Annotated in this window: 13 protein-coding genes; all 13 read right to left on the minus strand. The window is 71.5% G+C overall.

What is annotated here, in order from left to right:
* Nucleotides 1–197: 197 nt before the first annotated feature.
* Nucleotides 198–1,421 (minus strand): DivIVA domain-containing protein, encoded by a 1,224-nt coding sequence (locus PV341_RS37005; protein ID WP_500330496.1) that lies wholly within the window; start codon nt 1,419–1,421, stop codon nt 198–200.
* Nucleotides 1,422–1,467: 46 nt separating this feature from the next.
* Nucleotides 1,468–1,758, minus strand: a complete 291-nt coding sequence (locus PV341_RS37010) for a YggT family protein (RefSeq protein ID WP_018557120.1) — start codon at nt 1,756–1,758, stop codon at nt 1,468–1,470.
* A 62-nt stretch (nt 1,759–1,820) separates the two neighbouring features.
* Nucleotides 1,821–2,402, minus strand: coding sequence for a cell division protein SepF (locus PV341_RS37015; RefSeq protein ID WP_018557119.1), 582 nt, complete (start codon nt 2,400–2,402; stop codon nt 1,821–1,823).
* A gap of 63 nt (nt 2,403–2,465) precedes the next feature.
* The gene (locus PV341_RS37020; RefSeq protein ID WP_500360106.1) at nt 2,466–3,206 is read right to left on the minus strand and encodes a YggS family pyridoxal phosphate-dependent enzyme; all 741 of its coding nucleotides are present in this window, start codon (nt 3,204–3,206) and stop codon (nt 2,466–2,468) included.
* Entirely contained in the window at nt 3,199–3,939 is a 741-nt protein-coding gene (gene pgeF / locus PV341_RS37025; protein WP_500360109.1) for a peptidoglycan editing factor PgeF, read from the minus strand. Before pgeF ends, PV341_RS37020 begins: the two co-directional genes overlap by 8 nt.
* Before the next feature lie 15 nt (nt 3,940–3,954).
* Complete coding sequence (gene ftsZ, locus PV341_RS37030; protein ID WP_500330492.1) at nt 3,955–5,175, minus strand: cell division protein FtsZ; 1,221 nt, start codon at nt 5,173–5,175, stop codon at nt 3,955–3,957.
* Nucleotides 5,176–5,421: 246 nt separating this feature from the next.
* Nucleotides 5,422–6,195 carry a cell division protein FtsQ/DivIB gene (locus PV341_RS37035; RefSeq protein WP_500330490.1) on the minus strand — a complete coding sequence of 258 codons (774 nt, stop codon included), beginning with the start codon at nt 6,193–6,195 and terminating at the stop codon, nt 5,422–5,424.
* 184 nt (nt 6,196–6,379) lie between these two features.
* Nucleotides 6,380–7,471 carry an undecaprenyldiphospho-muramoylpentapeptide beta-N-acetylglucosaminyltransferase gene (gene murG / locus PV341_RS37040; protein ID WP_500330489.1) on the minus strand — a complete coding sequence of 364 codons (1,092 nt, stop codon included), beginning with the start codon at nt 7,469–7,471 and terminating at the stop codon, nt 6,380–6,382.
* Between the two features lie 6 nt (nt 7,472–7,477).
* Nucleotides 7,478–8,878: a putative lipid II flippase FtsW gene (ftsW, locus tag PV341_RS37045; RefSeq protein WP_500330488.1), complete on the minus strand. Its 1,401-nt coding sequence runs from the start codon at nt 8,876–8,878 to the stop codon at nt 7,478–7,480.
* Nucleotides 8,879–8,918: 40 nt separating this feature from the next.
* Entirely contained in the window at nt 8,919–10,328 is a 1,410-nt protein-coding gene (gene murD / locus PV341_RS37050) for a UDP-N-acetylmuramoyl-L-alanine--D-glutamate ligase (RefSeq protein WP_500330579.1), read from the minus strand.
* Nucleotides 10,329–10,408: 80 nt separating this feature from the next.
* Entirely contained in the window at nt 10,409–11,473 is a 1,065-nt protein-coding gene (gene mraY, locus PV341_RS37055) for a phospho-N-acetylmuramoyl-pentapeptide-transferase (protein WP_499511361.1), read from the minus strand.
* Nucleotides 11,473–12,897, minus strand: a complete 1,425-nt coding sequence (locus tag PV341_RS37060; RefSeq protein ID WP_500330486.1) for a UDP-N-acetylmuramoyl-tripeptide--D-alanyl-D-alanine ligase — start codon at nt 12,895–12,897, stop codon at nt 11,473–11,475. The genes mraY and PV341_RS37060 overlap by 1 nt, the downstream gene beginning before the upstream one ends.
* Nucleotides 12,894–14,459, minus strand: a 1,566-nt coding sequence (locus PV341_RS37065) for a UDP-N-acetylmuramoyl-L-alanyl-D-glutamate--2,6-diaminopimelate ligase (protein ID WP_500360107.1), incomplete at its 5' end; no start/stop codon positions are given. The genes PV341_RS37065 and PV341_RS37060, both read right to left, overlap by 4 nt.

The raw sequence follows: 14,459 nt of genomic DNA on the forward strand, positions 1-14,459 counted from the left end.
CACAACGACCGCGCGAGGCGGTCACTGACCGCGCCGGGCAATCGGGCGGGAGGGCGGGTGGACGCCCGCCGCAGGCGCAAACAACCCGCACACAACCACCGGGCCGCAAGAGGCACGCCAAAGGGCCGGGCCCCGAGGGAAGCGATTCCCTGGGGGCCCGGCCCTGTGGTGCTGCCGTCGCGCGAGCGACTACGCGACTAGTTGTCGTCCTCGTCGATCAGGAACCCACGCATCGGCGTCGGCGCCTGCTGCAGCGGCGCCGGCCCCTGCGGCCGCACCGGTGCCATCGGCTGCGTCATAGCGGGAGACATCTGCTGCTGGCCGCCGTACGTCGGGTTCTGCCCGCCGACGCCGCCCATGCCCTGCCCGCCGTAGCCCTGGTTGCCGCCCATGGTGCCGGCGCCGGCCGTGGCCATGCCGCCCATGGTGCCGCCGCCCATCGTGCCGCCCATCCCGCCGGAACCGGAGGACAGGGACGCGGCCGCGGGGGTGCGCGGCGGGGCGAGCGAGTCGTCGGCCTGGTTCTCCAGCTGACGCAGCTGGCTCTCCAGGTACGACTTCAGGCGCGTGCGGTACTCGCGCTCGAAGCCGCGCAGGTCCTCGACCTTCCGCTCCAGCGTGGCGCGGGCGGACTCGAGGGAGCCCATGGCCACGCGGTGCTTCTCCTGCGCGTCCCGCTCAAGGGCGTCGGCCTTGGCGCGGGCGTCGCGCTCGAGGCCCTCGGCACGGCTGCGGGCCTCGCCGACGATCTTGTTCGCTTCGGCGCGCGCCTCGGCGATCGCCTGGTCGGCCGTCTGCTGGGCGAGCGAGAGCACACGGGCGGCGCTGTCGCCACCGGGGCCCTGCTGCTGCATCGGGTGACCGGGACCACCCATGGGGTGCTGGCCGTGCTGCTGGCCCATCGGGCCGGGACCCATGGGACCGCCCTGCATCGGGCCCTGGCCCATCGGACCCTGACCCATGGGGCCTTGGCCCATGTGGCCCTGACCCATGGGGCCCTGACCCATCGGGCCGGGACCCATGGGACCGCCCTGCATCGGACCCTGGCCCATCGGACCGGGGCCCTGCTGTGCACTGGGCCCGGCGGGCAGGGCGAGGCCACTGCCGGGTCCCTGGGGACCGGGGCCGCCCATCTGCTGGGGCGGCACCGGCTGCGGTCCCGATATGGCGGCGGGCACGGGGGCCCCGGGACCGCGGCCGTCCTGCGGCTCGGGCTTGCGCATGCCCTGCTGCTGGTTCTGGGCGGCGGCACGGGTCGCCGCGGCCAGCTTGGCGCGCAGGTCCTCGTTCTCGCGGAGCAGTCGGGTCAGTTCCGCCTCGACCTCGTCGAGGAAGGCGTCCACCTCGTCCTCGTCATAGCCTTCTCGGAGGCGGACGGTCGTGAACTGCTTGTTCCGCACATCCTCGGGGGTCAGTGGCATCTCTTCACCTCAACGTGATCGTCGACATATCGGGAGCCCGCATCGGTCATCCTCGCAAGCCCCCTACGACGGTGAGCAGGATGTACACGATGATCATCAATACGAAGAAGGACAGGTCGAGCGCCACGCCCCCGAGACGCAGCGGCGGGATGAACCGCCGCAGAAGCTTGAGTGGCGGATCGGTGACAGTGTAGGTGGCCTCCAGGACGACCACCATGGGCTTCCCGGGCTGCCACGATCGAGCGAACTGGAAAACATAGTCCATCACCAACCGGAAGATCAGGACGAGCAGGAAACACATCAGCGCGATCCACAGCACCTGGAGTGCGATGTCCATCGCGCTTCCCTCTCCCTTGCTCGTCCATGGCCCTCACGGCCGGTTTCGTACGGTTGCGTATCTCAGCTCTGATTGAAGAACCCGCCCTCGGCGATGCGGGCCTTGTCCTCCGCCGTGACATCGACGTTAGCAGGCGACAGCAGAAACACCTTCTGCGTCACCCGCTCGATGCTGCCGTGCAGCCCGAAGACCAGCCCGGCGGCAAAGTCGACAAGTCGCTTCGCGTCCGTGTCGTCCATCTCCGTCAGATTCATGATCACCGGCGTGCCCTCGCGGAAGTGTTCCCCGATCGTACGGGCTTCGTTGTACGTCCGGGGGTGGAGTGTCGTGATCCGGTACGGCTCTCGTTCCGACACGACCTTGGGCATGATCACCGGCGCGTTCTTCTCCAGGCTATGGCGTTCTTGTGTGATGGATGCCACTGCGGCGATCCGTGGTTCCCGGGGGGCCGGGGCGTGCACGATGCGTGCCGGTTCCTCCGGTTGTGTCTGATGTGGTGGCTGGTGGGACTGGTGCGGTCGGCGGGAGCGCTCCGGCTCGGGTTCCGGTTCGAACTCGTCGTCGGGGTCGAAGCCCGGGCCGTCGTACCCGTCGTCCTCCACGAGGCCGAGGTAGACCGCCATCTTGCGCATCGCGCCGGCCATGCTCTGCGTCCTCTCAGCGGGGAAAGACCATATTTTTTGTGTGGTCCGACTTGTTTGGTGACGTTACCCGAGCCCGGTCCGGACTCCGAGTACCGCGCTACCGATGCGTACGTGTGTCGCACCGGCGGCGACGGCCTCTTCGAGGTCCGCGCTCATCCCTGCCGAGACCATGTTTGCAGCCGGATGCGACGCGCGCAGGCAGGATGCGATTTCCGCCAGCCGATCGAAGGCGGCGCGGGGTTGACCCGCGTACGGCCCCGCCAGCGGTGCGACCGTCATCAGTCCGTCAAGGCGCAGCCCGGGGGCGGCCGCGACGGTTTCGGCGATCCCTTCGACGGCATCGGGTGCGATTCCGCCGCGGGCGCCCTGCGCCCCGGCCTCGGCGTCGAGCGCGACCTGGACCAGGCAGCCGAGCTCACGGTCGGCCCGCTCGGACTTCATGACGGCCGCGGAGAGCGCTTCGACCAGCCGGAGGCGGTCAACCGAGTGCACGAGGTCCGCGTAGCGGACCACCGAGCGCACCTTGTTCGTCTGCAGCTGACCCACGAAGTGCCAGGTCAGCGGTAGGTCCGCACAGGCCTCCGCCTTGGGGGCGGCGTCCTGGTCGCGGTTCTCCGCGACCTGGCGGACGCCGAGCTCCGACAGGATCCGCACGTCGCTCGCCGGGTAGGTCTTGGTGACCACGATCAAGGTCACCTCGTCCCGCGCCCGGCCGGCCGCCGCGCAGGCCGCCGCGATGCGCTCCTCGACCGCGGCCAGGTTCCCGGCCAGCTCGGCCCTTCGCTCTTGCGTACGGTCAGTCACTCGGGCCGTCCAGCCAGACATATCCCGCGAGTCGTCCGGTGGTCCGCTCACGGCGGTAGGAGAAGTGGTCTCCGGACTCCATCGTACAAATATGGGATTTCTCACCCATCGGGACACCCAGTCGGGCAAGTTGGGCGTGCACTCCGGTGGCGATGTCCAGGGAGGGGGTGCCCCAACTGGTGGTGGCACGGGCCTCGGGGACGGCGGCGGCGACCTCTTCGCGCATCGCCTCGGGCACCTCGTAGCAGGCGCCGCAGACCGAGGGGCCGGTCATCGCGGTGATCCGTTCCGCGCGGGCGCCGAGGCCGACCATGGCCTCGACCGCCGCCGGGACGACCCCGGCCAGCAGACCCGGGCGGCCGGCGTGGGCCGCGGCCACCACCCCGGCGTGCGCGTCGACCATCAGGACCGGGACGCAGTCGGCGGTCAGGACCGCGAGGGCGAGTCCGGGCCGCGTGGTGACGACGGCGTCCACCTCCGGGACCCGGCCGTCGGCCCAGGGGGCGGCGACCACGGCGACGTCGTTGCCGTGCACCTGGTTCATCCACACCACCCGGGCGGGGTCGAGGCCCAGCCCGCGTGCGGCGAGGTCACGGTTGGAAAGGACGGCGGCCGGGTCGTCACCGACCGCGCCGCCGAGGTTGAGGCTGTCGTACGGAGCGGCGCTCACCCCTCCCCACCTGTCGGTGAAGGCGAAGTGGGCGCCGCCCGGACGTGCGTGGTTGAGCGTTATCACGTGTGACTGTGCTTACTTCAGGAAGTCGGGTACGTCGAGTTCCTCGGCGGCAGTGTCCTGGTACGGACGCGCCGGGGGAACCTGCGGGGCGATCGGCTGGGCCGGCACCTCGGCGACCGGCTCGGGCTTCGGCCCCTCCTCACGCTGGGTGACACTGCCCAGGCCGCTGAAGGCCGGGCGGGCCGGCTCGGTGGCCGGGGTGGCCGGACGGGCCGGCGACGAGGAGGAGTTCTCCTCGCGGGAGGAGTACGAGCCGAGCACCTTGTCGCGGTTGCGGGTCGGCGGCTGCCCGCCGTCGAAGCCGGCCGCGATGACGGTGACCCGGACCTCGTCGCCCAGGGCGTCGTCGATGACCGCACCGAAGATGATGTTGGCCTCGGGGTGGGCGGCCTCGCTGACCAGCTGGGCCGACTCGTTGATCTCGAACAGGCCGAGGTCCGAGCCACCGGAGATGGAGAGCAGTACGCCCCGGGCGCCGTCGATGGACGCCTCCAGCAGCGGCGAGGAGATGGCCATCTCCGCCGCGGCGACCGCGCGGTCGTCCCCGCGGGCCGAGCCGATGCCCATGAGGGCCGAACCCGCCTCGGACATCACGGACTTCACGTCGGCGAAGTCGAGGTTGATCAGACCGGGGGTGGTGATCAGGTCGGTGATGCCCTGGACACCGGAGAGCAGCACCTGGTCCGCGGAGCGGAAGGCGTCCAGCACGCTCACCTGGCGGTCCGAGATGGACAGCAGCCGGTCGTTCGGGATCACGATGAGGGTGTCGACCTCGTCGCGCAGCCCCGCGATGCCGTCCTCGGCCTGGTTGGCCCGGCGGCGTCCCTCGAAGGTGAACGGCCGGGTGACCACACCGATGGTGAGGGCGCCCAGCGTGCGGGCGATGTTGGCCACGACGGGCGCGCCGCCGGTACCGGTGCCGCCGCCCTCGCCCGCGGTGACGAAGACCATGTCGGCGCCCTTGAGCACCTCTTCGATCTCCTCGCGGTGGTCCTCGGCGGCCTTCCGGCCGACGTCCGGGTTGGCCCCGGCGCCGAGTCCACGCGTGAGTTCACGGCCGACGTCCAGCTTGACGTCGGCGTCGCTCATCAGCAGGGCCTGTGCATCGGTGTTGATCGCGATGAACTCGACGCCCTTGAGACCGACCTCGATCATCCTGTTGATGGCGTTCACGCCACCGCCGCCGATGCCGACGACCTTGATGACTGCGAGGTAGTTCTGCGGTGCTGCCACGTCGAAGGCCTCTCGCCTCGAGTTACGTATACCTGTGGGGACCGTCGGGAAGGCCGGCCGATCCGAACCCTAACCCTGAGGTTTAGGGTTACCAGTATGTCTGTCCCGCACTGTCTTTGGGACAGGACACTAAATCGACAAGCGGTTCGCGTTCAACGAACACGCCGAACCTCCCGTTTTTCTTTTGACCCTATGTGATCACGCCAGAGCCGGACCAACCAGGGTGTCGAACAGAAGGCTGGGACGTCAACTGTCCGACGCAGCAGGGGATGTTGGGGCGCTCACGTCGAAGAACTCGGCATCGTGCTCGACTTTCATCAGCGCCGCGAGGGCAACCGCTTTCTCCGCCCCTCGATCCGCACTCCCCCACATCACCGCACGTCCACCGGTCAGTTCGACCGTAATGTCGTCATATGAGCGCACATCGATGAGCTGTGCGTCCCGGTATGCGACCTTCGGCAGGTCCGCCGCGACCTGAACCGCCGCCGCCAATAGTCGTTTTGTCCCAAAAAGACGATAGCTCGCGGAGTCGCGGTCAGGCCTCAATTCGATGATGGGCACACCCTTGAGAGGAGTGTCCCGCTCGTCGAACCGGAAGCCGTCCGCGTCGACTTCGACGAAGTACCCGTCACCTTTCACAAGGGCGGCGGGAGTTCGCTCCGTCACTTTCAGTGTGATCGCGTGCGGCCACGAACGCTCCACCTCCACGGCGGAGATGCGCGGCAACCGCGCCTTCAGCCGGCGGGCGATCACGTCCGTGTCCACGGAAACCAGCGGCCCGTTGAGCGGCACCTGCGCGGCGTCGCGCACCTGGTCGGGGTAGAGCACCTCCGTGCCCGTCACGCGGACCTGCGTCGCGCGCAGCCAGGCGGAGCCGTACAACAGCCAGGTGCCCGTGCCGCCCAGCACGGTGGCCGCGGCGAGCGCCGTCAGGACGATGAGGCGCCGGCTCCGCCGCGGCGGGCGCTCGGTCCCGCCGTCCTGCTCGCCGGCCGCCGGGGCGGTCGTCGGTACGGCCACGTTCGCCTCCGGGGTCGTCGGAACTGCCTTGCGCTTCCGGGCAGGCTAGTCGTCGTGCTGGGTGCCCGGGCGGCCGCGCGCCGCCCGGCGGGCCGGGCCTCCTCCCCCGTGACCCCAACGGAGCACGGGGGACCCCCGGCGTCGCCCGCCGGGGGTGCCGGAGGTGCCCGGCCGGCACCGGGGTTCAGCCGCGGCGGGCGGCGATCGCCTCGTAGACCATGCCGACGAGCAGCTCGTCGGCGTGCGGGCGGCCGAACTCTGCCGCGGCGCGCGACATTTCGTACAGGCGGTGCGGATCGGTCAGGACGGGCAGCACGTTGCCGAGCACCCACTCAGCGCTGAGGTCCGCGTCGTCGACGATGACGCCGCCGCCCGCCTTGACGAGCGGCTGCGCGTTCAGCCGCTGCTCGCCGTTGCCGATCGGCAGCGGGACGTACGCGGCCGGCAGGCCCACGGCGGAGAGCTCGGCGACGGTCATGGCGCCGGCCCGGCAGAGCATCATGTCGGCGGCGGCGTAGGCGAGGTCCATCCGGTCCAGGTAGGGGACCGGGACGTACTGCGGCATGCCGGGCATGTTGTCGGCGTGCGGGAGCTCGTTCTTCGGGCCGACCGCGTGCAGGATCTGGACGCCGGACTGCTGCAGGCGCGGGGCGACGGAGGCGATCACCTCGTTGAGCCGCCGGGCGCCCTGGGAACCGCCGGAGACCAGCAGGGTCGGCAGGTTCTGGTCGAGGCCGAAGGCGGCACGCGCCTCCGCGCGGACCGCGGCGCGGTCGAGGGTCGCGATGGACCGGCGCAGCGGGATGCCGACGTAGCGGGAGTGCCGGAGCTTGCTGTCCGGGGTGCTCACGGCCACGTAGCCGGTGTAGCGGGAGCCGATCTTGTTGGCGAGGCCCGGGCGGGCGTTGGCCTCGTGCACCACGATCGGCACGCCGAGCCGCTTGGCGGCCAGGTATCCGGGCAGGGCGACGTAGCCGCCGAAGCCGACGAGCGCGTCGGCCTTGGTCCGCTCCAGGATCTGCTCGGCGGCCTTGATGGTGCCGCGCAGCCGCCCTGGGACGGTGATCAGCTCGGGGGTGGGCTTGCGCGGCAGCGGGACGGCCGGGATGAGCGCCAGATCGTAGCCGCGTTCCGGCACCAGCCGGGTCTCCAGACCCCGCTCGGTGCCGAGTGCCGTGATCCCCACGGTCGGGTCCTGCCTGCGCAGGGCGTCGGCGAGCGCGAGCGCGGGCTCGATGTGGCCGGCGGTCCCCCCACCGGCGAGTACGACATGCACCGAAATTCACCGCTCTCCGGACGGTCGCCGTCTGACGAACCGCCTCATCGTCCGTGTCATTGCCCCCGGCCAGTAGCCGGGCCCCCGCGCGTTGAGTGCCGCTCGCGCGGCGGGCTCGCTCCTCGCGAAGGAGATGAGCAGCCCGATCGCGAACATGGTCGGCAGGAGGGCCGAGCCTCCGTAGGAGAACAGCGGGAGCGGGACACCGGCGATCGGCAGCAGGCCGAGCACCGCACCGATGTTGACCACGAACTGCGCCGTGATCCACGTCGTCACGCCTCCCGCGGCAAACCTGACGAAGGGCTCCTCCGTACGACCGGCCACGCGGATACCCGCATAGCCTAGAGCCGCGAAGAGGACGAGCACCGACAGCGTCCCCGTCAGCCCCAGTTCCTCCCCGGTCACGGCGAAGATGAAGTCGGTGTGCGGCTCGGGCAGTTGACCCCATTTTTCCACGCTCGCGCCGAGTCCGGAACCGAACCATCCGCCCGAGGCGAGGGCGTAGATCCCGTGCACGGCCTGCCAGCAGCCGCCACCGGGAGTGACGTCGGTGGCCCCGATGCAGGCGAGCCGGTCCATGCGGTTGCCGCTGGTCTTGATCAGCAGGAAGCCGATCATCCCCGCGACCCCCAGGACGCCCGCGAACAGGCGGGTGGGGGCGCCGGCGATCCACAGCAGGCCGAACAGGATCGCGGTGAGGATGATCGCGGTGCCCATGTCACCGCCGAGCATGATCAGGCCGAGCAGCAGGAAGGCGACCGGCACCAACGGGATCAGCAGGTGCTTCCACTGAACGAGGAGCTTGAGGTCCTCCTTGCGGGCCAGCAGGTCCGCGCCCCACAGGACGAGCGCGAGCTTGCCGAACTCACTGGGCTGCAGCTGGAACGGGCCGCCGAGGTAGAGCCAGTTCTGGTTGCCGTTGACGGACTGCCCTATCCCCGGCACCTGGACCAGGGCCATGAGGAAGACCGAGCCGACGAGCAGCGGGTAGGACAGCGCCCGGTGCAGCCGCACCGGCACCCGCGAGGCCGCGACGAGCAGGCCGGTGCCGAGCACGGCGGCGAACAGCTGCTTGCGGAAGTAGTACGTGGACGGCAGCCCGTACTCCAGCGCCTTGATCTGCGAAGCGGAGAAGACCATCACCAGGCCGAGCACGGTGATCAGCAGGCTGCTGCCGAGGATGACGTAGTACGCGGTCAGCGGGCGGTCCCAGGTCCGCATGGCGCGGTCCAGGACGACCCTGGCGCCCCGCAGCGCGCTGCCCCGCGACGCCTTCCCGCCGGGGGTGCGCGCCCCGGCGGCGGCCGCCCCGCGCCGGGGCGGCGCCGCCCGCGGGGGGCGGGCGGGCGCCTTCAGGGCGTTGCGGGAACGAGAACCGGAGGCGTCACCGTGGTCGGCTGCCGTCATGTCCCCTCCTAGGTCGCGGTGCGTGCCGGAGCGGCCCCGGCTACTGCCCGGCGCCGGGCGCCCGCAGATCCCGTACGGCCTGCGCGAAGGCGTTTCCGCGAGCCTTGTAGTCCGCGAACATGTCCATCGAGGCGCAGGCCGGTGCCAGCAGCACCGTGTCCCCCGGGTGGGCGAGGTCCCGCGCGGCGTGGACGGCCGCCGCCATCGCCCCAGTGTCGGTGCGGTCGAGGTCGACGACCGGGACCTCGGGGGCGTGTCGCGCGAGCGCTTCACGGACGAGGGCGCGGTCGGCCCCCATCAGCACGGCGCCGCGCAGCCGCTTGGCCGCGCCCTTGACGAGCTCGTCGAAGGTGGCGCCCTTGGCGAGGCCGCCGCCGATCCAGACGATGTGCTCGTAGGCGGCGAGGGACGCCTCGGCGGCGTGGGTGTTGGTGGCCTTGGAGTCGTCGACGTAGTCCACGTCGTCGATCCGGTCCACGTGGGCGATGCGGTGGGCGTCCGGCCGGAAGGCGCGCAGGCCGTCCCGGACGGCGGTCGGCGAGGCCCCGAACGCACGGGCGAGGGCGGCCGCGGCCAGGGCGTTGGCGATGTTGTGCGGGGCCGGCGGGTGCACGTCGGAGACCTCGGCCAGCTCCTGGGCGTTCTTGTGCCGCTCGGGCGCGAAGGCCCGGTCGACCAGGATGCCCTCGACGACCCCGAACTCCGAGGGCCGGGGGCTGCCGAGGCCGAAGCCGATCGCGCGGCAGCCCTCCTCGACGTCGGCCTCGCGCACCAGCGCCTCGGTGGCGGGGTCCGCGAGGTTGTAGACGCAGGCGACCTTGTTGCCCTCGTAGACGCGGCCCTTGTCGGCGGCGTAGGCCTCCATCGAGCCGTGCCAGTCGAGGTGGTCCGGGGCGAGGTTCAGGACGGCGGCCGAGTGCGGGCGCACCGAGGGGGCCCAGTGCAGCTGGTAGCTGGACAGCTCCACGGCGAGGACGTCGTGCTCCTGCCCGGACAGGACGACGTCCAGGATCGGCGTGCCGATGTTGCCGACCGCCGCGGTGCGCAGGCCCGCAGCGCGCAGGATGGAGGCGAGCATCTGCACGGTGGTGGTCTTGCCGTTGGTGCCGGTGACGGCGAGCCAGGGCGCCGCCCCGGGGCCGCGCAGCCGCCAGGCCAGCTCCACGTCGCCCCACACGGGCACGCCCGCGGCCCCGGCGGCCGTGAAGAGCGGGCTGGTGGGCTTCCACCCGGGCGAGGTGACGATCAGTTCGGTGCCCTCGGGCAGGGTCCGGCCGTCCCCGAGCCGCACGGTGACGCCCAGCGCCTCCAGCTCGGCGGCCTGGGCCCGGGCCGGCTCGTCGTCGCCGTCGTTGACGACCGTCACGCGGGCGCCGAGGGCGTGCAGCACCTTGGCGGCGGGCACGCCCGAGACGCCGAGCCCCGCGACGGTGACCCGGCGGCCCGGCAGTCCGAGCCGCCCGGCCGCCTCGACGGCGGCCGGCGGAAGGCCGCCCTGACGCGAGCCGGGCTCCTGCCCGGGGGCCGAGGTCACTGCGCGGCCACCCAGCCCGCGTAGAAGAGACCGAGGCCGACGGCCATGCACATGCCCTGGATGATCCAGAAGCGGACGACGACCAGGACCTCGCTCCAGCCCTTGAGCTCGAAGTGGTGCTGCAGCGGTGCCATGCGGAAGACCCGCTTGCCGGTCAGGCGGAAGGAGCCGACCTGGATGACCACGGAGAGGGTGATCAGGACGAAGAGGCCGCCCAGGATCGCCAGCAGCAGCTCGGTGCGGGAGCAGATGGCCAGACCGGCCAGGGCGCCGCCGAGCGCGAGCGAGCCGGTGTCACCCATGAAGATCTTGGCCGGCGAGGTGTTCCACCACAAGAAGCCGAAACAGGCGCCCATCAGCGCCGCGGCGACGACCGCGAGGTCGAGCGGGTGCGGTACGTCGTAGCAGCCGGGCCCCGCGGTGATGACGTTGGAGCAGGACTGGCCGTACTGCCACACGCCGATGACGGTGTAGGAGGCGAAGACCATCACCGAGGCGCCGGTGGCCAGGCCGTCGAGGCCGTCGGTGAGGTTCACGCCGTTCGACATCGCGAGGATCATGAACAGCGCCCAGATCACGAAGATCACCGGGCCGAGGGACCAGCCGAAGTCCTGTGTGAAGGACAGCCGGGTGGAGGCCGGGGTGACGCCGCGGGCGTCGGAGAACTGCAGCGACAGCACCGCGAAGGTGATGCCGACGATCAGCTGGCCCGCCATCTTCGCCTTGGCCCTCAGGCCCAGGCTGCGCTGCTTGACGATCTTGATGTAGTCGTCGAGGAAGCCGACGACGCCCAGTCCCGTGAAGAGGAAGAGCACCAGCACGCCGGAGATCGTCGGGCGCTCCGAGGTGATGACCTTGGTGAGCGCGTACGCGACGAGCGTGGCCAGGATGAAGGCGATGCCGCCCATGGTGGGCGTACCGCGCTTGCTGTGGTGTTCCTTGGGCCCGTCGTCGCGGATGAACTGGCCGTAGCCCTTGCGGGCCAGCAGCTTGATCAGCATCGGGGTACCGACGAGGGACAGGAACAGACCGAGAACACCCGAGACCAGGATCTGGTTCATTACTCAGCGCCCCCGCCCTCGACGCCGTCGAGCAGCGCGAGTGCGACCCGCTCCAGGCCGACCGCCCTCGATGCCTTCACCAGCACGACGTCCCCCGGACGCAGTTCACTGCGCAACAGGTCGATCGCCGCCTCAGCGTCGGACACGTGCACCGACTCCTCACCCCACGAACCCTCGTTGTAGGCGCCCATTTGCACCCAGGCGGCCGCCTGGCCGCCGACTGCCACGAGCTTGCTGACGTTGAGCCGGACGGCCAGCCGTCCGACAGCGTCGTGCTCCGCGAGGGCCTCCCCGCCGAGCTCCGCCATCTCGCCCAGCACCGCCCACGTGCGTCCCCCGCGTGCCTCGGCGGCACGGCCCATGGCCGCGAGCGCGCGCAGGGCGGCTCGCATGGATTCGGGGTTCGCGTTGTAGGCGTCGTTCACGACCGTCACGCCGTCCGGCCGTTCGACGACCTCCATGCGCCAGCGGGACAGCGTCCCCGCCTCGGAGAGCGCGGTGGCGATCTCGTCGACGGGCATGCCGAGTTCACGGGCTACGGCGGCCGCGGCAAGCGCGTTCGACACGTGGTGCTCACCGTACAGGCGCAAGGTCACTTCGCTGCACCCGGTAGGCGTTGTGAGCGTGAACACGGCCTGACCTCGGTCGTTGAGGCGGACGTTCTCGGCGCGGACGTCTGCGTCGGCGGACTCGCCGAACAGCACGACGCGCGCCTTGGTGCGGGAGGACATGGCGCGTACGAGGGGATCGTCCGCATTGAGCACGGCGACGCCGCCGTCGGCGGCCTCCGGCAGCGCCTCGACCAACTCGCCCTTGGCCTGGGCGATCTGCTCTCGGCCGCCGAACTCGCCGATGTGGGCGGTGCCGACGTTGAGGACCACGCCGATCCGCGGCGGGGTCAGCTCGGTGAGGTAGTGGATGTGGCCGATGCCGCGGGCGCCCATCTCCAGCACCAGGTGCCGGGTGGTGTCGTCGGCGCGCAGCGCGGTCAGCGGCAGCCCGATCTCGTTGTTGAGCGAGCCGGGCGTCCAGACGGTCGGGGCGAGCCGCTGCAGCACCTGTGCGGTGAGGTCCTTGGTGCTGGTCTTGCCCGCCGATCCGGTCAGCGCCACGAGGGTCGCGCCGAGCCGTTCGATGACGTGCCTGGCCAGTGCACCCAGGGCGAGCTGGACGTCGTCCACGACGATCGCGGGCACGCCGACCGGCCGGGCCGCCAGAACGGCGACCGCTCCGGCCGCCACGGCCCGCTCCGCGTAGTCGTGACCGTCCACGTGCTCGCCCTGGAAGGCGACGAAGAGGCCGCCCGGCGTCACCTTGCGGGAGTCGATCTCCACGGACCCGGTGACGGGCACCGTCGGGTCCGGTATGTCGTACGTGCTCCCGCCGACCGCGTGTGCGACCTCGGCGAGGGTGAGTGGGATCACAGCTGGTCCTGGTCCTTCTCCTGCGCTGGTGTGCCGGCGGCCCGTTCGATGGCCGCGCGCAGCACTTCTCGGTCGTCGAAGGGGCGTACCACTCCGGCGATGTCCTGGCCCTGCTCATGGCCCTTGCCGGCCACCAGTACGGTGTCGTCCGGCCGGGCCAGGGCGACGGCGGTCGCGATGGCCGCCGCCCGGTCGGGTTCGACGACGACATGGCCCCGCTCGTGCGCGGGCACCCCGGCTGCTCCGGCCAGCATCGCGGTGAGGATCGCGAGCGGATCCTCGGAGCGGGGGTTGTCCGAGGTCAGCACGGCCGTGTCGGCCAGCCGTGCCGCGGCGGCGCCCATCGGGCCGCGTTTGGTCTCGTCGCGGTCCCCGCCGCAGCCGAGGACGATGTGCAGGTTGCCCTTGGTGACCTTGCGCAGGGCCCGCAGCACCGATTCGACGGCGTCGGTCTTGTGGGCGTAGTCGACGACCGCGAGGTACGGCTGGCCCGCGTCGACGCGCTCCAGCCGGCCCGGCACGCCCGGGACGGCGGCGACGCCCTGGGCGGCCGTCTGCGGGTCGATCCCGGCCACCGCCAGGGCGGCGATCGCGGCGAGGGCGTTGGCGACGTTGAAGGGGCCGGGAAGGGGCGAGGCGGCCTCGATGCGCACGCCGCCCGGGCCGACGACGGTGAAGGTGGAGCGCAGCGGCCCGGTCACGACGTGCTCGGCGCGCCAGTCGGCGTCGGGGTGGCCGTCGGCGGAGAAGGTGGTGACCGGCACCTGCGACTCGCGGACCAGGCGGCGGCCGTACTCGTCGTCGATGTTGACCACGCCGGCCTTGCTGCGGCGCGGGGTGAACAACTGCGCCTTGGCCTGGAAGTAGTCCTCCATGCCCGAGTGGAACTCCATGTGCTCGGGGCTGAGGTTGTTGAAGACGGCGACGTCGAAGACCGCCCCGTCCACCCGTCCCAGCACCAGGGCGTGGCTGGAGACCTCCATGACCAGGGACTCGATCCCGCGCTCGCGCATCACCGCGAAGAGTGCCTGCAGGTCCGTGGCCTCGGGGGTGGTGCGCTCGCTCTTGATCCGCTCGTCGCCGATCCGGGACTCGACCGTGCCGATCAGTCCCGTCCCGCCGCCGTGCACCGCCCGCAGGCCGCCCTCGATGAGGTAGGCGGTGGTGGTCTTGCCGGAGGTGCCGGTGATCCCGATCTGCAGCAGGTCCTCACCCGGCCGGCCGTAGATCTCGGCGGCCAGCTCGCCCATCCGCGACCGGGGGTCCTGGACCGTCAGCACCGGCAGGCCGGTCGCCGCCGCACGCTCGGCGCCCGCCGGGTCGGTGAGGATCGCCGCGGCCCCCAGTTCGGCCGCCTGCGGGGCGAAGTCGGCACCGTGGAAGCGGGCACCGGGCAGCGCGGCGTACAGGTCGCCGGGGCGGACGGCCCGCGAGTCGTGCGTGATCCCGGTGACCGGGGCGGCGCTGGGCGCGGGCGGTTCCGCGCCCAGCCGCGCGGCCAGTTCCGCGGTCGGTACGGGCCGGACCCGGGTGGGGCGGGGCGCGCCCGGCTGCGTCGGTTC

It is taken from the genome of Streptomyces sp. PA03-1a, assembly GCF_033792805.1.
In the GTDB taxonomy this organism is placed as follows: Bacteria; Actinomycetota; Actinomycetes; order Streptomycetales; family Streptomycetaceae; genus Actinacidiphila.

Bases quoted from the DNA above. Each gene is read 5' to 3' on its own strand.
- mraY (WP_499511361.1), bottom strand. From the start codon at position 11,473: ATGAACCAGATCCTGGTCTCGGGTGTTCTCGGTCTGTTCCTGTCCCTC.
- PV341_RS37010 (WP_018557120.1), bottom strand. From the start codon at position 1,758: ATGGACATCGCACTCCAGGTGCTGTGGATCGCGCTGATGTGTTTCCTG.
- PV341_RS37015 (WP_018557119.1), bottom strand. From the start codon at position 2,402: ATGGCCGGCGCGATGCGCAAGATGGCGGTCTACCTCGGCCTCGTGGAG.
- ftsW (WP_500330488.1), bottom strand. From the start codon at position 8,878: ATGACGGCAGCCGACCACGGTGACGCCTCCGGTTCTCGTTCCCGCAAC.
- PV341_RS37005 (WP_500330496.1), bottom strand. From the start codon at position 1,421: ATGCCACTGACCCCCGAGGATGTGCGGAACAAGCAGTTCACGACCGTC.